26 protein-coding genes, 1 tRNA gene and 1 pseudogene are annotated in these 20059 nt (G+C 43.1%); 13 read left to right on the forward strand and 15 right to left on the reverse strand.

What is annotated here, in order from left to right; translation table 11 throughout:
- Positions 1 to 23: 23 nt before the first annotated feature.
- Genes QEO93_RS04580 through folC form a run of 3 tightly spaced genes read right to left on the reverse strand, consistent with a single transcriptional unit; the run spans position 24 to position 3055 of the window.
- Positions 24 to 614: a CvpA family protein gene (locus QEO93_RS04580; RefSeq protein ID WP_044250380.1), complete on the reverse strand. Its 591-nt coding sequence runs from the start codon at positions 612 to 614 to the stop codon at positions 24 to 26.
- Entirely contained in the window at positions 614 to 1759 is a 1146-nt protein-coding gene (locus QEO93_RS04585) for an SPOR domain-containing protein (protein WP_052368819.1), read from the reverse strand. The genes QEO93_RS04580 and QEO93_RS04585 overlap by 1 nt, the downstream gene beginning before the upstream one ends.
- A gap of 24 nt (positions 1760 to 1783) precedes the next feature.
- A complete protein-coding gene (gene folC / locus QEO93_RS04590; RefSeq protein ID WP_032137744.1) occupies positions 1784 to 3055 on the reverse strand; it encodes a bifunctional tetrahydrofolate synthase/dihydrofolate synthase in 1272 nt (423 codons plus the stop codon).
- 320 nt (positions 3056 to 3375) lie between these two features.
- Between folC and QEO93_RS04595 the strand changes: the two genes are divergently transcribed.
- Positions 3376 to 3564 (forward strand): hypothetical protein, encoded by a 189-nt coding sequence (locus QEO93_RS04595; protein ID WP_085815596.1) that lies wholly within the window; start codon positions 3376 to 3378, stop codon positions 3562 to 3564.
- Between the two features lie 252 nt (positions 3565 to 3816).
- On the opposite strand, the gene recB is transcribed toward QEO93_RS04595, so the two are convergent.
- Complete coding sequence (gene recB / locus QEO93_RS04600; RefSeq protein ID WP_032137745.1) at positions 3817 to 7497, reverse strand: exodeoxyribonuclease V subunit beta; 3681 nt, start codon at positions 7495 to 7497, stop codon at positions 3817 to 3819.
- A gap of 149 nt (positions 7498 to 7646) precedes the next feature.
- Here recB and QEO93_RS04605 point away from each other — a divergent pair, with 149 nt between their 5' ends.
- The gene (locus QEO93_RS04605; protein WP_032137746.1) at positions 7647 to 8870 is read left to right on the forward strand and encodes an aspartate kinase; all 1224 of its coding nucleotides are present in this window, start codon (positions 7647 to 7649) and stop codon (positions 8868 to 8870) included.
- Between the two features lie 113 nt (positions 8871 to 8983).
- Positions 8984 to 9059, forward strand: a tRNA-Asn gene (locus QEO93_RS04610).
- Positions 9060 to 9093: 34 nt separating this feature from the next.
- On the opposite strand, the pseudogene QEO93_RS04615 reads toward QEO93_RS04610, so the two are convergent.
- The 6 genes and pseudogenes from QEO93_RS04615 to QEO93_RS04640 all read right to left on the reverse strand — a co-directional run.
- A pseudogene (locus QEO93_RS04615) lies at positions 9094 to 10092 on the reverse strand (tyrosine-type recombinase/integrase); the annotation flags it as partial.
- Positions 10002 to 10343: a helix-turn-helix domain-containing protein gene (locus QEO93_RS04620; RefSeq protein WP_085815597.1), complete on the reverse strand. Its 342-nt coding sequence runs from the start codon at positions 10341 to 10343 to the stop codon at positions 10002 to 10004. The pseudogene QEO93_RS04615 and the gene QEO93_RS04620, both read right to left, overlap by 91 nt.
- 41 nt (positions 10344 to 10384) lie before the next feature.
- On the reverse strand, positions 10385 to 10846 hold the full coding sequence (locus QEO93_RS04625) for a transcriptional regulator (RefSeq protein WP_245832177.1): 462 nt from the start codon (positions 10844 to 10846) through the stop codon (positions 10385 to 10387).
- Positions 10830 to 11576: a nucleotide-binding protein gene (locus tag QEO93_RS04630; RefSeq protein ID WP_085815731.1), complete on the reverse strand. Its 747-nt coding sequence runs from the start codon at positions 11574 to 11576 to the stop codon at positions 10830 to 10832. Before QEO93_RS04630 ends, QEO93_RS04625 begins: the two co-directional genes overlap by 17 nt.
- A gap of 122 nt (positions 11577 to 11698) precedes the next feature.
- A complete protein-coding gene (locus QEO93_RS04635) occupies positions 11699 to 12250 on the reverse strand; it encodes a TrbM/KikA/MpfK family conjugal transfer protein (protein WP_085815599.1) in 552 nt (183 codons plus the stop codon).
- Between the two features lie 214 nt (positions 12251 to 12464).
- Positions 12465 to 12737 carry a hypothetical protein gene (locus QEO93_RS04640; RefSeq protein WP_085815600.1) on the reverse strand — a complete coding sequence of 91 codons (273 nt, stop codon included), beginning with the start codon at positions 12735 to 12737 and terminating at the stop codon, positions 12465 to 12467.
- A gap of 90 nt (positions 12738 to 12827) precedes the next feature.
- Between QEO93_RS04640 and QEO93_RS04645 the strand changes: the two genes are divergently transcribed.
- On the forward strand, positions 12828 to 13298 hold the full coding sequence (locus tag QEO93_RS04645; RefSeq protein ID WP_085815601.1) for a hypothetical protein: 471 nt from the start codon (positions 12828 to 12830) through the stop codon (positions 13296 to 13298).
- Positions 13299 to 13326: 28 nt separating this feature from the next.
- Here the strand turns inward: QEO93_RS04645 and QEO93_RS04650 are convergent, their stop codons facing one another.
- Both QEO93_RS04650 and QEO93_RS04655 read right to left on the reverse strand, forming a co-directional pair.
- Positions 13327 to 13713, reverse strand: a complete 387-nt coding sequence (locus QEO93_RS04650; RefSeq protein ID WP_179184668.1) for a hypothetical protein — start codon at positions 13711 to 13713, stop codon at positions 13327 to 13329.
- 20 nt (positions 13714 to 13733) lie between these two features.
- Entirely contained in the window at positions 13734 to 13904 is a 171-nt protein-coding gene (locus QEO93_RS04655; RefSeq protein WP_179184669.1) for a hypothetical protein, read from the reverse strand.
- An 81-nt stretch (positions 13905 to 13985) separates the two neighbouring features.
- On the opposite strand from QEO93_RS04655, the gene QEO93_RS04660 reads away from it, so the two are divergent.
- Entirely contained in the window at positions 13986 to 14123 is a 138-nt protein-coding gene (locus QEO93_RS04660; RefSeq protein ID WP_157686357.1) for a hypothetical protein, read from the forward strand.
- A 154-nt stretch (positions 14124 to 14277) separates the two neighbouring features.
- On the opposite strand, the gene QEO93_RS04665 is transcribed toward QEO93_RS04660, so the two are convergent.
- Complete coding sequence (locus tag QEO93_RS04665) at positions 14278 to 14940, reverse strand: LexA family protein (RefSeq protein WP_085815603.1); 663 nt, start codon at positions 14938 to 14940, stop codon at positions 14278 to 14280.
- A gap of 103 nt (positions 14941 to 15043) precedes the next feature.
- Here QEO93_RS04665 and QEO93_RS04670 point away from each other — a divergent pair, with 103 nt between their 5' ends.
- The 4 genes from QEO93_RS04670 to QEO93_RS04685 all read left to right on the forward strand — a co-directional run bounded on the left by QEO93_RS04670 (position 15044) and on the right by QEO93_RS04685 (position 17283).
- On the forward strand, positions 15044 to 15223 hold the full coding sequence (locus QEO93_RS04670) for a Cro/CI family transcriptional regulator (RefSeq protein WP_085815604.1): 180 nt from the start codon (positions 15044 to 15046) through the stop codon (positions 15221 to 15223).
- 4 nt (positions 15224 to 15227) lie between these two features.
- Positions 15228 to 16016 (forward strand): hypothetical protein, encoded by a 789-nt coding sequence (locus QEO93_RS04675; protein ID WP_085815605.1) that lies wholly within the window; start codon positions 15228 to 15230, stop codon positions 16014 to 16016.
- Positions 16017 to 16627: 611 nt separating this feature from the next.
- Positions 16628 to 16861 carry a hypothetical protein gene (locus QEO93_RS04680; RefSeq protein ID WP_085815606.1) on the forward strand — a complete coding sequence of 78 codons (234 nt, stop codon included), beginning with the start codon at positions 16628 to 16630 and terminating at the stop codon, positions 16859 to 16861.
- Between the two features lie 197 nt (positions 16862 to 17058).
- Positions 17059 to 17283 (forward strand): hypothetical protein, encoded by a 225-nt coding sequence (locus QEO93_RS04685; protein WP_085815732.1) that lies wholly within the window; start codon positions 17059 to 17061, stop codon positions 17281 to 17283.
- Positions 17284 to 17338: 55 nt separating this feature from the next.
- Here QEO93_RS04685 and QEO93_RS04690 read toward each other — a convergent pair whose 3' ends face one another.
- A complete protein-coding gene (locus tag QEO93_RS04690) occupies positions 17339 to 17737 on the reverse strand; it encodes a hypothetical protein (RefSeq protein WP_085815607.1) in 399 nt (132 codons plus the stop codon).
- A gap of 317 nt (positions 17738 to 18054) precedes the next feature.
- Here QEO93_RS04690 and QEO93_RS04695 point away from each other — a divergent pair, with 317 nt between their 5' ends.
- The 4 genes from QEO93_RS04695 (at position 18055) to QEO93_RS04710 (ending at position 19498) form a co-directional block, all read left to right on the forward strand.
- Positions 18055 to 18312 carry a hypothetical protein gene (locus QEO93_RS04695; RefSeq protein ID WP_085815608.1) on the forward strand — a complete coding sequence of 86 codons (258 nt, stop codon included), beginning with the start codon at positions 18055 to 18057 and terminating at the stop codon, positions 18310 to 18312.
- 473 nt (positions 18313 to 18785) lie between these two features.
- Positions 18786 to 19088 carry a hypothetical protein gene (locus QEO93_RS04700; protein WP_085815609.1) on the forward strand — a complete coding sequence of 101 codons (303 nt, stop codon included), beginning with the start codon at positions 18786 to 18788 and terminating at the stop codon, positions 19086 to 19088.
- Between the two features lie 64 nt (positions 19089 to 19152).
- Positions 19153 to 19287 carry a hypothetical protein gene (locus tag QEO93_RS04705; RefSeq protein ID WP_281251092.1) on the forward strand — a complete coding sequence of 45 codons (135 nt, stop codon included), beginning with the start codon at positions 19153 to 19155 and terminating at the stop codon, positions 19285 to 19287.
- 10 nt (positions 19288 to 19297) lie between these two features.
- On the forward strand, positions 19298 to 19498 hold the full coding sequence (locus tag QEO93_RS04710) for a helix-turn-helix domain-containing protein (protein WP_085815610.1): 201 nt from the start codon (positions 19298 to 19300) through the stop codon (positions 19496 to 19498).
- Between the two features lie 48 nt (positions 19499 to 19546).
- Here QEO93_RS04710 and QEO93_RS04715 read toward each other — a convergent pair whose 3' ends face one another.
- Positions 19547 to 19933 (reverse strand): hypothetical protein, encoded by a 387-nt coding sequence (locus QEO93_RS04715; protein ID WP_085815611.1) that lies wholly within the window; start codon positions 19931 to 19933, stop codon positions 19547 to 19549.
- Between the last annotated feature and the right edge of the window lie 126 nt (positions 19934 to 20059).

The following is a 20059-nucleotide window of genomic DNA, read 5'->3' on the forward strand; positions in this document are numbered from 1 at the left end:
CTGAAAAATTTTCAGGCTGCTTTTTATTGGAACTCCGCCGCAGGTTTTGCAGAAGATTTCTTTTTCAACAAAGGTGGGCTTTTCAACTTACCTTCACTTTTCGTTTCTTCATCGTGTTTAAACTCAATTTGTCTCGCCAGAAAAGGCGGCAAATACGGTTTTCCTAGTGATGCCGTGCTTTCAAAAAAAGATGAAGTCATCGCATTTTTCCATTCTGGCGTACTCGGCAAATCGCTAAACGAACAAGCCAACGTGCCAATGCTCACCATAATCACCCCTTTCGCCGCACCCAGCGCACCGCCTGCAATGCGATTGATTGAAGACAGATGCGCTTTCTTCACAAACATTTCCAACACTTCACGGATAAGTGCCACCGCCACTCTTGCCACCACATAAGTAATCACAAAAGCGAACACCACCCCAATTTCGCGCGGATTCATGTTAGGAAACACCAAATCAGCCACTTGCACCGAAAAGATTTTGGCAGCCAATAACGCCACGATAAAGCTGGCAAAAGAGAACACCTCTCCCACCAAGCCGCGCAGCACAGAAATCACCACGCAGCCCAATATTGTGCCTAATGAAAGCAAGTCAAAAGTTGTAAATTCCGTCATTATTTATGCTCAACAATCATACTCGCTAAACCGCGACCTTTAATTTTCTCTGCCGCTTTATTAGCTTCTTCACGGTTCGCAAAACTGCCCGTTTGCACGCGATACATCGTGCCTTTGCTGGTTTTCACTTCCTCAATATGCGCAGAATAATTCAGGCTGCGTAATTTTTGTTGGGCTTGCACCGCACGATTTTTATCGCTGAACGCACCCACTTGAATCGCTGCTTTAACACTTGCTTTTTCTTTCGCTTTTTCTGTCGCAGCCGCCTCCGCTTTTACTTTCGCCGCTTGTTCCGCTTTCGCTTTTTCCGCTAACGCCGCTTGGCGTTTTTGCTCAGCCGCTTTGTCTGCCGCTGCTTTACGACGCGCTTCATCAGCCGCTTTGCGTTGTGCCAACAATTTTTCACGTTCTGCTTTACGTGCTGCTTCTGCCGCCATTTGTGCTTGACGCGCACGCTCCGCTGCCGCTTTTTGTTCTGCTGCACGTTCTGCTGCCGCTTGCGCCACAATCGCTTGCGCTTTTTGACGACGAATTTCATCTTCTTTGGCTTTGGCAATGCGCTCTTGCTGCGCTTTCAAACGCGCTTGTTCGCGTTCTTTGCGCTCTTGTTCTCGTTTTTGCTCCACTTCTTTGCGCGCTTTTTCTCGCTCAATGCGGCGTTGCTCTTGCGCTTTTTGACGCTCTTCACGCAAACGGCGACGACGTTGTGCTGGCGTTTCGCCTGTGTCGGTTGTTGCATCTACTTGCGCAGTGCTAATGCTTGGTTTAGTGGTTGGTTTCGTCAGTGGTGCAGGTGAAGCAATGTCAGTTAATTGTTGCGCCACTTCAGGGATTCTTTTGTTTTTGCTGCCTGAATTTTTGGCAGTTTCACTTTCCGCTGAAGCCTCAGACGCTGCGGGTGTTGAAGCCATTGCACCAGCAGGACGCAGAATTTCTGTATGCGTGGTTTGCTTGGGTACGCTGGTTTCTACTGCTTGCGGCGTTTCTTGAGGTCCGTTATTCGCCACACCCAAAAACAACCCGCCTGCTACCAATGTAATAGCAGTCGCGCCAATCAAGCGGCTGCGATTCTGACTCTTAAGCAATTCGTATCCATCGGTGATAGGATTTTGCTCATTAGGTGAATGGGGTTGTTGATTGTCCATGGGTAATTCTTTCAAAAACGGTTTTCAGGCTGCAACGCCTTGTTTAAATAAAGTAATAGTTTCAGATACGGTATGGAATGAACCAAAGACCACTATTCTATCATTTTCCTCTGATTCCGAGAATGCAGCTTGATAGGCAGCCTGAACGCTGTCAAATGCGTGAACGTTTTGGATTTGGTGCGTGACTAATTTGTTAGCAAGTTCGGCTTGGGTCATGCCGCGCTGCAGGTGCAAGGGGGCAATGTACCATTCATCAAATTCGTCGCGCAGGATTTCTAAAACGCTGTCGCTGTCTTTGTCTGCCAAAATGCTGAACACGGCGCGGCTTTTGCCTGACACGGCGTGGGTTTTCAGGCTGCGTTTGAGGGCACGTGCGGCATGTGGGTTGTGTCCTACGTCCATAATCACAAGCGGTTTTTGCTGCATGATTTGGAAGCGTCCGATATTGCGGGCATTTTGCAAACCTGCATTGATAGCGGCTTCGCTAACGGGAAGTTGGTCGCGCAAACATTCTATGGCGGTGAGGGTGCAGGCGGCGTTGTTGAGTTGGTAATCGCCTTGCAATGTAGGTTTGAATAGGTTTTTCAGGCTGCCTGAAAATTGGTATTGCCATTGGGTTTCTTGGTCTTGGTAAACAAAATCTTGCTGCACGGTAAGCAGTTTTGCGCCGATTTTTTGGGCGTGTTGGACAAGGCTTTGCGGCGGTGGATTTTGTCCGCAAATGGCGGGTTTGTTGGCGCGGAAAATGCCTGCTTTTTCGTGGGCGACTTGTTCAATCGTGTTGCCCAAAAAGGCTTGGTGGTCTAAGTCCACACTTGTGGTAATGGCGCAATCGGTATCAAAAATGTTCACTGCGTCTAATCGTCCGCCCAAACCGACTTCTAAAATCATTACATCAACATCATGCAGCCTGAAAATATCGACGGCGGCGAGTGTGTTGAATTCAAAATAGGTGAGCGAAATGTTGCCACGCGCGGCTTCTATGCGTTCAAAGGCGGCGATGATGGTTTCATCGCTGACGGGTTGGCAGTTGATGGCGATGCGTTCGTTGAATGTGAGTAGGTGTGGGCTGGTGAGTGTGCCGACTGTGTAGCCTGCTTCGGTGTAGATTTGTGAGAGAAACGCGCAGGTTGAGCCTTTGCCGTTTGTGCCGCCAACGGTGATGACGGGGCAATTAGGCGTGAGATTCATGGCGTTTTTGACTTGGGTGATACGCTCTAATCCCATGTCGATTAAGCCTTTGCTGTGGGCGGTTTCTAGGTGGGCGAGCCATTGAGAGAGTGTTTTTTTGTTCATGGTGTATTTGCAGCCTGAAAACTGGTTTTCAGGCTGCTTTTTTGTGATTGGAAATGGGATTTATTTTAACGCAGTTTAACGAGCTTTGTATTTGAAAATAAATGTTTGTTTTGATTTTCACACAGGCGTTAAAATTTACACAATCTAACTATTGCTTACAAATAGAGAATAGCAATGAGGTGTTTGCTTTTTCAGGCTGCCATTTTCTGGTAACGCTAAAGAAATGCCCCGCCCTATTTTCTAACTTGATTTTTGAGGTATGTAATGGAAACGCAACTTAAATTGGTAACCGTTTCCGTATTAAGCGTATTTGTCTCTATTTGTCTCTATTTGTCTCTGCCAGCGGCAGTGGTGGCGTGAATGCGTCTTTAACGTTAGGACCTGGTACAAGCAACGTTCTAGGCGGTAAAACAAACAACAAATCTAATCAATCAGTAGATGAAACAATCACCGCTAAAGGCAGCTATGCGCAAGCGGCGGCTGATAAAAAAGCAGCCAAAACGGGTTAAGGTGTGTTTATTGGTTTGGTGGATACAGGCTTAGACCCAGATGGGACAGGGTTGAAAAATCGAAATAGTCAAATCAGGTCTTGTTGAACATTAGGCGAGGCATGGCGAATGGTAAGGTTTTTTTGTGAAAATTGAATTTTACTCATTCGCCATTTTTTTATCTAATCAATTATGGATACTCATTTTTTTAAATGAAATGTCCACACGACCTAGCGTAGGGTGCACCGCGTGCACCATTTTTCAAGCTGCGTTTCACAACCATTTTTTCAAACTGCTCACAGGAATATCCCAAATCCAAACCCCATTATCATTAATCCCATTCAACCCACGTAAAAACAGATAACGCACAAAAATCGTTTCAGGCTGCATATTTCGGCTACGCAAATAACGCGCTGTTGCAATCGCATAAATCAAGGCTTGCAAATAATAGTGATGTTCCGCAATCGCCTGATTGAGCACGGCTGGCGTGTAATCATCAGGCGATTCGCCCAACCAGTTGGACTTATAGTCAATCACGCAAATCTTGCCGCTCGGGCTTTGCGCCAACATATCAATAAAGCCACTCACAAACCCATACACATCACGAAAACTCAATTTTTTCGCCGCCTGAACCATGTTTTCAGGCAGCCCAGATTGTTCCGCAAACCACGTTTGCAAATCACGCAGCCTGAAATTGTTAGTGTGCAACAAAAAGTCCATTTCAGGCAGCAATTTGTCGGCAGAGACGCTGTGCAAAGTTAAATCGGGCAACAGGGGCGTGTGGCGCGTGTCGTCAATCATTTGCTCCACCGCTGGCAACCATGTTTCTGCGGCAAACCCGTGTTTTTCCAGCACATCGCCAATGCGCTGCGCTTGGCTTTCTGGCGATTGGGCAAAGCAGTATTTTTCCAGCACTTCATGCAAACACACACCAGCCGCCGCGCCTTGTGGAAACGCGGAAATATCATTCGGGCAGCCTGAAAACGGCTCGGCGGTTTCTACTGTTGGCGTTTGTTCGCTGCTGTCTAACGCGGGCAAAAGTTCATCGTCAAACGCGTTTTGCTCGGCAGCGTGGGCGCGTTCGGTTTGGCGACTGAGCGATGTGAAACTGGTGTGCGTGGTGAAATAGTATTTGCGTGGGGCGTACTGTGCGGCGGTGTATTCAGTTGGGGCGGCGTTTTCAGGCTGCGTTTGGGTTTTCAGGCTGCCTAAAACGGGGTTGGGCTGAAATTGGGCGTTCCACGCGAAGTCGGTTTCTTCGCGGTTTTGTTGGTTGATGAATGCTTGCCATTTTTCGCGGTAAATGTCGGGCTTGCTGGCGGTGTCTTGGCAGCCGAGCAAATAGGCAAATGGGCTGTGTTTGCTATCGCGATAGCTACCCATATAAATGTTGAGCTGCTCTTCGGCGCGTGTGAGCGCAACGTACAACAGGCGCAAGTCTTCGGACAGGCGTTCGCGTTCAATTTGCGCTTTGTCGCTGTCTTGGATTTGGTCTTTGTGCAGCAATTCGCTGCTGCCGTTTTCGTGATGAATGATGAACCATTTTTGGCGATTGTTGTCGCTGCTTTTCCATGCAAACGGGCAGTACACAATCGGGTATTGCAAGCCTTTGGACGCGTGCATGGTAACGATTTTCACGAGGTTTTCATCGCTTTCTAAGCGCAAAATGGCGTTGCCTGCGGCGGCTGTGCCGTCTTTTGCAGCCTGAATGTTCTCGCCCAGCCATTGATATAGGGCGACTGGGGTGCGTCCGTTTTCGTCTTCCGCAGCTAGGATTTCCATGATTTGGTGCAGGTTGGTCAGCGTGCGGTCGTTGCCTTGGGCGAGCAGTTGCTGTTCGGTTTTGTGTTCGGCTAGAAATTTTTGCAGCGCGGTAAACACGCCGTTAATTTTCCATTCTTCGTAGGCGCGTGTGGCTGCGTCTGTCCATTGGGTCATGGCGTGTTCGTTTTCGTTTAGCTCGGTGAGTTGCGCGGCAGTGTAACCAAATAGGCAGCCTGAAAGCACATAGTTGAGCTGTTGGACGCGTTGCGGCTGAATGAAAAATCCGAGCAAGGCGTAAATGGCTAGGGCTTCGTCTTCGCCAAATATGCTGTCACGGCTGAGCAGCACGCTTTGTACGCCGTGTTTTTTTAGCTCTTGTTGGACGCGTGCGCCGTCTTTTCGGGCGCGGACTAATACGGCGATTTGCCCTGCGTGTAGGGTTTTTTCGCCGTTTTCGGTTTGCAGCCTGAAACGCCCTGCGGCGGCGGTTCGCAGGGTTTGGGCGATTTCATCGGCACACCATTGGGCGGCGCGTTTGGTTAATACGTCTGAATTTTCGGTTTTGGGTGCGTCTGGGTCGTTTAACCATGATACGCGCACGGCGGCGTTGCCTTGCGGCAGGTTGTTTTGTTCGCGGCTAGCGTTCACGGAGGTGTAGTCAATTTGCGACAACACAAACGGGGCTGGGTGGGCGAACAATGCGCTTATGCTGTTGATTAACTTGCGGTGGCTGCGGTGGTTGGTTCGCAAGGTGTAGCGGTTTTTGGCGTGTTGCGCGGCGGTTAGGTAGGCGAAAATGTCTGCGCCGCGAAAGCTGTAAATGGCTTGTTTTGGGTCGCCTACCATGAATAATGTGGGGCGCAATTTTTCAGGCAGCCTGAATGCGGATTGGATAAATGCAGCCTGAAAAATGTTGTATTGCAGGGGGTCGGTGTCTTGAAATTCGTCAATCAGAGCGACACGCCAGTTTTGGGCAATGGCGTTGGCGAGTGCTTGGGCGTGTTCGCGGTTGTCTTGCAGGGCGGCGAATACGTCTAGCAGTAGGTCGTCAAATTGGCGCGTGGGGCTGCTTTTTTTGTTTTGTTCGTGGGCTTCGCGCAAATAGTGGGCGAGTTCGTGGGCGATTCGGATTAACTCTTGGTCTTCTGCGGTGGCGACTTTCAGGCTGCATTGTAAGAGTTCGCCCAGTAATAACACTTGGTTGAGCTGGGTTTCATCTAAAATTTGTTTGCTGCGCGTGCGTTTTTCTAACAGAAATTGGCTGAATGGGTTTTCTATCCATTTGCGTGTGATGCCTGTTGCTTTGTCTTTTTCAGAAACTTCTATGGCGAACATTGCCCATAAATCGCTGGCGCGTGGGCAGCCTGAAAATTGGGTTAATTTGGCGAATTTGTCGCGGTATTGGGCTTCATCGTAATATTTTAATTGGGGGTGCAATGCCCAGAATGCGTCTGTGAGTGCAGCGAATTGTGGCGCGGTGTGTTGCCATGCGCGTTCAAATTCGTCTTGTGCGTCTGCCAATAAAAAGGCGTTTTCAGGCTGCCTGAATTGTAGATAAGGTCGCCCCACGAAGCTGGCGAGTTGTTTTGCCATGTCTTGTGGGCTGACGTTGCGGTGGTATACCAAGTCTGCGCGTTGGGCGTGGTGGGCGATTTGGCTGCGCCAGTAATCTTGGGCAAATGTGGGGTCGTTTGGGGCGTTGTCTTCGTCTAGTTCTATGCTGAATGGGACTTGGCAGTAAAAGGCAAAGTCTTGCAAGATGCGTTGGCAAAAGCCGTGAATAGTGTAAATGGCGGCGTTATCAAAATTGCTGATGGCGGCTTTTAGGCGCAGTTGGATTTTGGTTTGGTCGGGTTCTTGTTCTAATGCTTGTTGCAGGAGTTGGTAGAGAAAATCGTTGGGGTCGTTGTGGCAGTTGGCAAGCAAGGTTTCTGGATTTTCAGCGGCGTTGGGCGTTTGCAGCAACACGCGCAGGGCTTCGTCTAGTCTGTCGCGCAGACGGGTTTTGAGTTCAGCGGTGGCAGCTTTGGTAAACGTAACCACTAGCACGTTGTCCACGCTGAGTTTTTCTAACACAATCAGTCGGGTAAACAGAGCGGCGATGTTCCATGTTTTGCCTGTGCCTGCGCTGGCTTCAATCAGGTTGGTTTGGGAAATGGGGGCTTTTAGGGGGTGGAATTCGTTTGACATGACTGGGAATTTTTAAGATTTTTTGTGATGTGGAATGATACCATTTTCAGGCTGCATTTTTTGCATTACATACTTTTACAAAACGCTTTTAGTGCTATAATCCTCGCACCCTTTTATCTTTAAAACTATTACCAAAAGGAAAGCATAAAATGGCTTTAATCGTACAAAAATACGGTGGCACATCGGTTGGTTCTGCAGAACGCATTAAGAATGTTGCCAATCGCGTGAAAAAAGCGCGCGATGAAGGACACGATGTGGTTGTGGTGGTTTCAGCGATGAGCGGCGAAACCAATCGCTTAGTTGCTTTGGCGCACGAAATGCAAGAGTTCCCAGACCCACGCGAATTGGACGTGGTTTTAGCAACAGGCGAGCAAGTTACCATCGGTTTGCTGGCAATGGCGTTGAAAAACATCGGCGTGGACGCGAAAAGTTACACAGGTTGGCAAGTTGCCGTGAAAACCGATACCGCACACACCAAGGCGCGTATTGAAGATATTGACGGCGACAAAATGATGGCTGATGTGAAAGCTGGCAAAGTTGTGATTGTGGCAGGTTTCCAAGGCATCAGCAGCGAAGGCGATATTTCCACGCTCGGTCGCGGCGGTTCAGACACTTCAGCCGTAGCACTCGCTGCCGCGTTAAAAGCCGATGAATGCCAAATCTACACTGACGTGGACGGCGTTTACACTACAGACCCACGCGTTGTTCCAGAAGCGCGCCGCATGGATACCATTACATTTGAAGAAATGTTGGAACTAGCGAGCTTGGGCAGCAAAGTGTTGCAAATCCGCTCTGTGGAATTTGCAGGCAAATACAAAGTTCGCCTACGCGTTTTAAGCAGCCTGCAAGAAGGTGGCGAAGGCACATTAATTTCTTTTGAGGAAGACGATAATATGGAAAAAGCGGTTGTATCAGGCATCGCCTTTGACAAAAACCAAGCGCGTATCAATGTTCGTGGCGTGCCAGATAAACCAGGCATTGCCTACCAAATCTTGGGCGCAGTTGCCGATGCCAACATTGATGTGGACATGATTATTCAAAACGTGGGCAGCGAAGGCACAACTGACTTCTCATTTACCGTGCCACGTGGCGATTTCAAACCAACTTTAGATTTGTTGAGTAGCCTGAAAAGCACCATCGGCATGGCAGAAATCAGCGGCGATGACGCGGTTTGCAAAGTGTCTATCGTGGGCTTGGGTATGCGTTCACATGTGGGCGTTGCAGCGCAAATGTTCCGCGCCTTGGCGGCTGAAAGCATTAATTTGCAAATGATTTCTACATCTGAAATCAAAGTTTCTGTGTTGATTGATGAAAAATACATGGAATTGGCAACGCGTGTTTTGCATAAAGAATTTGGTTTAGATAAAGCATAATCGCTTTTTCAGGCAGCCTGAAAAACTAAATTTTATTTCTTAACAATAAGTTAAAAATAATTTACGAATAGTGTTTGACAGGTTTCAGAATTCGTATATAATTCAGATTTCATTCCCTGATAGCTCAGTCGGTAGAGCGACGGACTGTTAATCCGCAGGTCGCTGGTTCGAGCCCAGCTCGGGGAGCCAAATTTAAACCGTCTAAACAATCGTTTAGGCGGTTTTCTTTTTGCGCCACAATTTCGCTTGTGTCCATTTTGTGCCCCAAAGTGTAAATTGTGTCCAGAATATCCGCATGACTTTGCAAATGTTCGGTTGCTAAATGCGCGTATCGCATCACCATATCCAGCTTCTCCCAACCACCCATTTCTTTTAATGCCAAAAGCGGTACACCACTTTGCACCAACCAACTTGCCCAAGTATGGCGCAAATCATGCCATCTGAAATTTTTGATGTGCGCCTTTTTCAGGCTACGTTCCCATACGCGGCTATCCAGTTCGCAGATTGGATTGTTCACGCTATTGGTAAAAACGTAGGTTTGATGAATACCAACCCTATCTGACAAAATCTGAACCGCTGTTTGGTTCAGCGGTACACCTATTGCTTTTGCCGCTTTGGTTTCATCAGGATAAATCCACGCAATGCGCTTAGCCAAATCCACCTGTTCCCATTTCAGCCCAAATACATTACTTTGCCGCAAACCTGTACATAAGCTAAATATTGCCATTTGCCGCCAAAAGTTTTCAGGCAGCGCAGCAATTAATCGCTGTGCTTCATCAGGTTTGAGCCAACGAATGCGTTTGTTTGGCTCTTTATATTGCGTGAGTTTTGGGGCGGTATCAATCCAGTTCCATTCATCACGCGCTTTATATAAAATCGCCCGAATCAATGCAATATAGCGGTTTTTTGTACTGTTACCACAAGGCAAATTACCAATCACCGCCATGATAGTTTCGCGGCTCAATTCGTCCAAAAAAATACCCCTGAATTGGGGCAAATTTCGCAAGCGACTGATGTCATCTTTAATGCTTTTTTTGTCATGCTCCTTTTCTTTTAGCCATTGCAGAGCAGCTTCGTCCCACAATTTTTTGGGCTTTACGCCTAAACGGCTTTGTTGCCAAAATTCGTGTTCTAATTTCGCGCGCAATTCTTGGGCTTTTTGTTTGTCTTGTGTGCCAAGAGAGCGTCTAATGCGCTCACCACTTGGCGATCTGATATCCATGTACCATGTACCATTACGTTGGTACAATCCGTTTGAATTTTTTGACATTTTTGTTTACTCCGTTTGATGAGTGATGCCTGTACGGTATCATTTTCAAGTTGTGCTAAAAATTCGTCAAGTTTTGTTTGACGAATACAATAGGCTCGCCCTACTTTGCTGGCGACCAGTTTTCCTGCTCGTATGTATTCGCGCAGGGTTTCGGGGTGGCAGCAGCAATATTCGGCGGCTTCGTTTACGGTGTAGGTTTTCATGATTACTCCGTTTCAGGCAGCCTGAAACAAGCTGCCTGTTGTTATTTCAACAAAAAAATCATCACAGCAAAAATCAGCATTTGCACCACCGCCCAAACCATCACGCCCATTTTCAGGCTGCCAGAAATGTGTTTGGCTAACTCGGCAGCTTGTGCCTGAAATTGTGTTTGAATGCGCTGACTGATGCTGCCAAACAATTTCTGTTCTATTTCGGCGCGGTCGTTGGCGTTGGCTTGCATCAACTCTGCAACCATTTGTTGCTTTTGATTTTGCAATTCGGCAGCAGCAGTGATGATGCCGTCTGAAAGCGTTTTGAAATCCGCTAAAAAGCGTTGATGTTGCGCGGTTTGTTCATCGCTGGATTGCTGCAAAAACTTGGCTAATTCACGCTTTTGAGCAAACAGCATGGCAACAATCGGGTCGTCAGCATCAATGCGAATACCAGTATCGCGCATCACATCGGCAATCAGTTGGCGGATTTCCGCTTCATGAACTTGGCTCATCATCATCTTTCAGGGTGGCGATGAATGAGATTTTGTCCAAATCTTCAAACATTTCACGCGCAAAATGTTTCAGGCGGTTGCGTTCCATACCTTTGAAGATTTTGGATTCTTGCACTTCATCAAAGGTTAAATTCATTTCGGTCATGCGTTCCAAATCTTTGCCGAATGTATCAGAATCTTTGTTCTGAATTTCCATGATACCAATGATGCGGTCTTTGTATTCTTTGTAAACCTGTGTTTCTTGGAAATTTGTGATTTTCCCCTGAAAATGGTTTAACCAAATCACGACATCGCAACCCATGCTACTCAAAATTTGGTCTAGCACTACCAAGCAATCATTGAATGCTTGACCGCCGACAATCGGCACATGAACCACCAAATTGACTTCACAATCAAACAAATATTCAGCAATATGGTTTTCAGAAAAATAATACATCAATGGTACGAATGTCCCTGCGCCTGTATCTACTACGCCGATGCCATCTTGCGCTTCAATGATTTCCATGAGTTCGTCAAAATGGCGACTGTTGATTTTGCCATCTTCCAACAAGTGAATAATGGTGGGATTGAGAGCGGCATAGCGACTCAATGTCGGGTTAATCGGGTCGGTGTCAAAACAAGTAACGTTTTTATCGCCGATGCGTTTTTTTAGATATTGCGCCAAAATAGAAGTGATAAACGACTTGCCAGCACCGCCTTTGCCTTGCATGGTAAAATGTACTTCTTTCATAATCATCTTTCTTCAATGAGATTTAACTATTCAGGCAGCCTGCACTTTATTTTGCAGGCTGCCTGAAACGCATAAAAAACCGTCCAATGCGAACGGTAAAACTGCCATCAAGCAGAGTGAAACTATTGGACATCAACCCATTTTTGCCCACATTGGTATTTTTCCACACGTTTTTTCCGCCAAGGTGTGTCACCTGTGGTGTAATTACAGTAAATCGGTTCTAATTTAGTAGTCGTAACACGCGTCCACGCATGATTTTCATACGCTTTGCAATAATCAGGTTTTTGCGTATTGACAATAAAACGGCGTGTACCATCACGGCTACTGCCTGTGTAATGCCCCCTACGATTGAGAGCAGCCGCATCACAACGCCCTGCACCATTGGCAATCGCATCAATCAGTTGTGGCATTCCTTGAGCATTACCCGATGGACATAAATTTAAAAAACTGCGGCGAGCATTGATAGTATCGCTCAATTTCTTATGATTGATAGAGAAATAGCGTTTGATAGACGGCGCACATTCACTTGGGCGATTACCACTAGACAAACACAGCACCGCTTCACACGCCAAGCGAACATCACCTGTCAGCAAATTATCGTCTGCGCTGGCGGTCATAGGCGCAAGCAGCGCGGCAGTCAGCGCGGAAACCGCTAAAAATGGTTTAACTTTCATTTTTGAAACTCCCATTGTTTTTTTCAGGAAAAAAAAGCAGTCTGAAAATGGATTCAGGCTGCCTGAAACTAAATTTCTAATTCATTGACGTATTCAATCGCCATTTGCAAATAATCGCGGTCAAGCGCGAGCAGAAAATCAATTCACGCATCATCAACGCGCCCTGCGTACATCGGTTTGACCGTATCGCAAAGATATTCGTTGTAAAACAATTTCAGCAGCTTTGGCTACTTTCTAAAAGTAGCCTGAAACACCCAATCACACAAACAATAATCCGATATAAACACATCAATCCGCCTAAAACACCAAATAAACCAAATAGATACAAAGGTAAATTTGTTGCAAATGTTATTAACGATGGTGGCACTTGGCGAAAATCCACCACTCCATTGATTTGCATAGACAAAGGAATGGCACAAGGCAACAAAGACATTAAAACAGCTTGTAGTTCGGTTTTTAGGTATGCTGTAATTTTGTTGGTTTTCATATTCAGGCTGCCTGAAAAAAGGTGGGCGTTTTTCTCTGTGTTATGATTGAGTTACCACACCTTTTCATAACTTATCAAAGGAAAACGCCCATGAAACTTGACATTGATACCGCAACTTTAGCTCTCATTGTTTCTATCATTGCACTGATTTTGAGCATTATTCCATATCGTCATAAAATTAAACCTCAAATTAAAGTTAAGTTATTAACAGATAATGAATTTTATGATATAGCTTTGATTGAAATTCAACGACAAAAACACGGATTTTTGTTTTATCACGCTAAAATTATTGGAATAGAAGATTACCGTTTTTTTGCTTATGGCACTGGCTTATATGATGAAAATTATCGCTTTCCTAAAACGCCAACACGAACTATCCATCTAGATTATTGGCTAAATCCAAATTTTTCAGATGAAACGCCAACCGTTCATTTTTGGTTTGCGCTTTCTAAATCCAAGCAAGAAAAACGTTTTATTCGCTGCAAATTTCGCAGTATTTGTTTTCCATACTGGTCTAGTTGCCTTATTCCAATCTCAACATACACACATGAACTTATTTAAATTTCTGTTTTGAATAATCAAAATGAACTCATTTAACTAAATTTTGATATTCTTCGTGCTGTAAACATTTATCCATAAAATCTGCATAATCTACTTGATTTTGTTGGCTAAATTTTTCAAAGCAATGACGAACATCGTGATTTTTTCCGTCAAATTGGTAAACATAAAAATATGTAGCTGTTGGCGTTTTTAAAATCTCATTTTGGAAGCGAGCCAATGATAGCGTTGCCGTCAGAGCAATAACTGCCAAACCTACATACCAAAAATAACACGCGATATATTGCGGATAACGTGCTGTCGTAAAACTGTAACGTATTGCGATGACGCCAACGGCAAGCAAAACGTAATAAATTTCAGGATAATCAAATAGCAATGATGGAAGATAATACATCGCAGCCCTTTCTGTGATACTCATGTAGCCTGAAAACATAAGTTTTACATGGTGTTCAGGCGATATTCCCACAAAGAAACCTGCTCATAGCGAACAGGTTTGATTTTGGAAACATGGGGCGCACTGAACGTCTCATAACCGTCCATTGCACCCGATTTCCGACACGTTTCAGCGCGGAGTAAACTCAACGCTGCCTGAAACTGTGTATTCGCCACCGCAATTTTTGTGGCGTTAGGATTTGTCCGTAGATAATCCCAGCATCGGGGATACGCCCCGATTAACAAGATACGTTCAAATTGCCGCCTGTTCACGGACGCACAACGCGCTACCCGTATGCACGACATTTGTATTTGGGCGGATTGAACGCCGCCTGCAACCGCTTAACGACTTGCTCGCCTGAAACCAATCAGGCTAGTGGGTTGCTGCGCTACTAGATTGTTAAAGAACTTAAATTTATTAACTGAAACAATTTTAAGATAACTTAAAATAAAAGACAAGAATTTTTTTAAGTTTTCTTAAATTAAAGATAACAAAAAACCTGCTGCTTTGACTTTAAAGCAACAGGTTTCAATAATAATCAATGGATTACTAACGTTTTCTTCTGTAAATACGGTGTTCCACCATTGTACCAATAATGAGCAACTCTACATTTACAGAATGCAACCTACCATAATCGTCATTCAATGGAATTAAGATGAAATTATTTGATTTCATTGAATTATCATTATCTAATTTGAATTTACGGAAAATAAAATCGTCTCCATATTTTGCGATTACAAATTCTCCTGCTTGTGGTTCTACATCAGGGTCAATAATAATGACGTCGCCAATTTTAAATTCAGGCGACATTGAATCATCTTTGATTTTCAAACCAAAGGCATTTTTAGACTTTTTAAAATCGGTCATAATGTACTCTCTTGTTAAATCAACAAGTTGAGTAGTATCACATTCTTTTAATTTATCTAATGACTGCCAATCATAAATAGGTAATTTCATCTCATCAAGAGGCGAATATGGGATTACAGATAGAGATTTATTTGGGTTAGGAGAACCACGCAATAACCAGCCAAATTCGCAATTTAAGATTATAGATAAATCAAGTAAATTTTCTGCATTTGGTTTTGTGGTGTCATTTTCCCATTGAGAAATAGCAGCATGGCTAACTCCTTGCATTCTTCTTGATAAGTCCATCTGCGTGAGTTTTAAGGCTTTTCTACGCTCCTTAATTCGTTGTCCGAGTGTTTCAATCATAAGACCACCTAAAATTTAAGTTTTAGCAATCTTAAAACATATTGATTTAAGAGTGCTTTCAACCTATAATTTTAAGAAATCTTAAATTTTATGGAGAAAGGCTATGTACAAAGAAGATGTCTTAAATTACTACGGAACACTTGTCAAACTAGCAGAAGTTCTAAAAATATCGCCATCGGCAATTAGCCAATGGAAAGAAATTATCCCCGAGAAACAGGCATATAAATTACAGCGTATCAGTAATAATGCCTTAATTGTTAATCCAGAATTATACAAACGCTAAAATCATGATGCTAACCGCCGACATTCGCCAACATCTCACGCCCAACTTCACAGCAATTTATGTGGAGTTTTTTGCGTTGTGCGGTCAAAACAGCGAAGCCGCGCTTGTGCTGGCAAACCTGTTCGGCTGGTCTGAATGGCTGGACAATCACCGCCCCAAAAAACAAGGCTGGATTACCAAAACCGCCGAAGATTTCGCCAACGAACTCAAATTAACACGCCACAAATATGAAAAAGCGCGTGAATGCCTATTGGAAATGGGCTTGATTGAATACAAACGCGCTGGCGTGTTTGGCAAAATGGCGTACCGTCTTTGCCGTGAAAAACTGTTTGAACTGATTTACACCAAAGTTCGCGGTATGTCGCAGCCTGAATTTCAGTCGGCGTTCCATACCGATAAAGACGGTTATCACGTTCCCCGATTTATTCCGTTGCACGAATGGAATGAATTTCTCAAAATGCGCGAAAACAAAAGTAAATCTAAACAACCACTTGGCGCAGAGCAAAAGAAACAGCTTATTCAACAATTAACCGATTTACGCGAAAAAAAATTTGATTTGAAACACGTGATGCAAAAATCGCTGATTTCGGGTTGGGCTGGTTTTTACCGCCCCGATAAATCCGCTCCGAACCATGCCCCTGCTCCGACTAGCTCCGTAGCCGAATACGAAGCGTTTATGAAGCAGAAGCAACAAGAAGCCGAGCAAGAGCAGCAACAACCTAAAAAGCCACGAGATTTGAATACAGCAGGACGTTTAGACCTGCTAAAAAATCTAGGGTTGAGTAAAAAATAGCAGCAAGTGAATAGCTTGCTGTACTTAAACACGTCTATACATTGAATTTTGCGCGATTTTGGCGCATTTTTTGGGCTTTCGGGCTGCCTGAAAATGTGTTTGCACCCTTTGGGGTGTTTTTTTTCGTCTGATGATTGGTTTTGCCTATTTTTTAGGTAGAATTTGACGTTACAGAGCAGTTTCAGGCAGCCTTTTTATCAAGAAAAAAGTTTTTTAAAAACTTATGTTTGCTGATTTTCGGCGGACTACTTCGCTGATAAACCACAGATTAGATTGCACCAAATCAACGCGCTATATACAAAGATTACAAAATAAAGATTACACTCAAAGAAATTTTATTCGGCTACGCCGAGCGGTGTGTTTTTTTTAATTTTTTCTTTTTTTAGAGATGGTAGATAGTGAACTGATTGATTTATCAAGAAAAAAATTGTGGTATGATGACTATTGTTGATGATATTGCAGGCTGCCTGAAATGGTTTAGTTTATTGAAAATTTATTTTTAAAATTAGGCGAAAAATGCTTGATTACTCTCTAAAAGAGAGTATAATGGGCAGCAGTTAAAGGAAAGCACAACGCTAAACCTTTCGTAAATCAATACAAGGAATTGAGATATGAATGAAGCCGAAGAAAATAAAATCAATGCCGAAGCAATCCAAATTCTCATTGATGCTTTGATTAAATATGAAACGCATCAGCAACAACTCCAATTTAATCAAGAAAAGCACAATGCAGACATGGAAGCGCAAAAAATCAAAAATGCTGTTGATAAAAAATTAGCCTTTTGGCAAGCATTAGCAGGGTTACTGATGATGATTTTAAGTAGCTTGGCAGTTTATTTAAAATAGTGGTTATTGGTGGGTTTTGTAAAAGAAACCTACCCAACGGCTTATCTTGTCTCAATTCCTTGACGTATATTTTGGAGTATCAATATGAAAGTTAATGACAAATTTTATGAAACTGGTGCAAAAGTATTCACTATTTTGAGCGTAATTGTATTTTGCATTACAATGATTTTATTCTTTTTGAAATAATAGGTTATGAAATGGAGAATTTTCCTGATGTGGGTTATACCCAAGATAATTTAAGGCATTTGCTGAAATTATTGAATTTGAACCAACGTGAAGCCGCTGAACAATTAGGCTGCTCGGTGCGTAATGTGCAAAATTGGCTCATGGACGATGATAAAAATGGACATCGTGATATGCCCTTACATCATTGGAAAGCATTGTTTTCTATGCTGGAAGATAAAAATAGGCAAAGTGAATAAGTAGGAATATTGCGTATTGAGAAATTCCCAAGAATTGATTTTCTTGGGGATTTTGCTATTTCAGGCTTTCGGGGTCGGGTTTATCTTCCCAGTTAAATTTTTTAGTGGGTGTTGGTCTTCGTAAACCACGCCGTACAGGTGCATTTTCTGCTTGATTTTGGGCTGTTTCAACCGTTTGAGTGGTTTGTATTGCTGCAACGCTATCTGTTGCCATAATCGGCTTGATTTGCGCCGTGTTGTGCATTTGAGCCGAACGTGAGCGGATAAATTGATTAACGGCTTGACGGCTGACATTTACGCCTTTCATTTCAGATAAAAATTCAACGATGATTTTTTCTGCGTAGCCCATATTTTTCAACTGAAAAATTTCGTCTTTGTACGGTTCAAGAACAGAAACCTTGTCCGATTTCGCGGCATGATTTCGCTGATTTAAAAAAGTCTCAATGTCGTTCATGGCGTGAATCCCCTTTTTCTTGAAAAAAATGATTATGCAACATTTAGCAAGCAATAAGCAAGATATTTTCTGGTATTAGCAAGTTTTGGGAAATGAAAAATAAAGGTTATCAATCTATTTGCAATATATAGCAAGTTTTTGCAATCAAATTTAAATAGTCTAGCAAGGTTTGAGCAATATTTTTGCTTGTTTTTAATTTTTACCCCCTATAAAATCGTTTAAACCCATTTAAAAACTAGAACGCAGGAAAATTTGAAAATCATCAAGAAAATGGCGGACTTCATGCAACTGAACGCGGATAATGGGCGTTTTGCTCAATGGGATGCAAAACCACATCGCCACATCATGCAGGGTATTTCAGGGAAGTAGATTATGGCAAGAGTATCCAATATTGGATAGTTCCTGCGGTATTTGAACAGGAAATTTTTCAGGGCATTGATGTTCAAAAAGCGTGTCAGGTTTTGTGTGATTTGGGGTGGTTGAAACGATTAGATGAAAAGCGCTGGAAATACCCAAAACGTGATAAAGGGCGTTTTTATGTTATCAATGGAATTGAAATTCCTGAAAAAACATAAATTTATAAAAAATTCGTCAAATCTAGCTTAAAGATTTGGCGACTTTTTTGTGAATACTGTAACCACCATAACCACTATGGGAATAATGTGTAACCAGTCAATTTTAAATTAAATTCATTAAAATTCAAATAATTATATATTTGTAACCATTGTAACCACAAAAATTTATCAGAATATTTTTCTGATGAAAGGTTTCAGATAGCTTGAAACAACATAAATATGTTTCTTTTGATAATTTTTTTCTTATTCGGGTGTTACAAGATTGTTATATTTGATTTTTCAGGAAAAAATTCATCAGAAGAAAAAATGCTCTTTGGTGGAGTTTGGGGCGTGGTGGGTAAGTCTGTTTTCTGATGATTATTTCATTGAATTTAAATGAAAAAAGTTTAATTTTTTACGAGAAAATGCTTGAATTACGTCTTTAAATAACGTGTAATTTACCCATAAATTAAGCAAAGCTACAGGAGCTAAATATGAGTAACAATCAAAAAGACCTAGACCTTGAATTTAAGAAAGCCGAGCTAAAACGCAAACAGCTTGAAAATCGTAAATTTGAAGCCGAAGTCAGAAGTTTGGAATTGGACGTTGAATTGAAAGCCCAAGTCCAAGAGTTTGAAGTAGAAAAGGCGAAAGCCGAAGCCTTAAAACAACAAGCCATCGCAAAGCGTGAAAGCAGTCGTTCTAATTGGTTAATGGTTTGGGTGGTGTTCTTTACAGGGGTGGTAACTTGGTTGGATAATGTGGTTGCCTTGATTAAAAAGATTTTTGGTTTTTAAATAAAGGGGTTGGGAAAATGGATTTTCCCAACCTACCCACTTAAAATTATTTTGGAGTATTAAAATGAAATCATTTCAAGACAAAGTGAATGAACAAAATGAACAAATTGAAAAAGAAATTTCTTTACAGCATAAATTATTGAAATGGGGGGTAATTTTGCTGGTTACAGGTTACATTTTCCGTTTGTTTATTTCATAAGGATAGCATAATGGGTTTTCCTGATGTAGGCTATACGCCCGATAATCTCCGCCATTTATTGCACGAACTCAATTTAAATCAACGTGAAGCCGCAGAAAAATTAGGCGTACAAACCCGAGCAATGCAACGCTGGCTTGCGTCTGTTGATTTGCCCACTCATTCAGATATGCCATTGAAAAAATGGAATGAATTATTGAGTTTATTGAGTTAGTTGGATAAAAAATCCCCAAGATGGTTTGTGTGCCATCTTGGGGATTTTTTATTTCAAAGTTTCGGGGTCGGGACGTTCGTCCCAGTTGAATTTTCGGGTGGGTGTGGGTTTTCGTAAACCACGCCGAACAGGGGCGTTTTCCGCTTGATTTTGGGGTATTTCGGTGTTTGTGGGCGGTGGTGGGGTTATTTGGGTGTGGCTAACGTTGTTTTTGGCAGGTTGAACAGTTTGATTGCGTGTTTTTCTTTTGATAAATTCATTGAGTGTGCTTTGGGCTACTCTGACCCCATTCATTGCTAAAAATTCTAAAACTTGGCTATCGGTATAGCCGTTTTGTTTCAGAAGCAAAATGTCATCTTGAAACGGCGTGAGTTTTGAACGTTTTGGTATGGTGTTTTGTTGCATAAATTCGGTTGCGGTAATCTTTTTTTCCATGATGACTCCATTATCGCTAAAAAATTGTATTTTATCGTAAAAAATCTATTATGGAATAAATTTTATCGTATTTAAAATGCATCTTTATCGTATTAAGTTGAATTTAACCTGCTTTTTATTGCATAT

Source organism: Kingella negevensis (assembly GCF_030177895.1).
Classification (GTDB): Bacteria; Pseudomonadota; Gammaproteobacteria; order Burkholderiales; family Neisseriaceae; genus Kingella_C; species Kingella_C negevensis.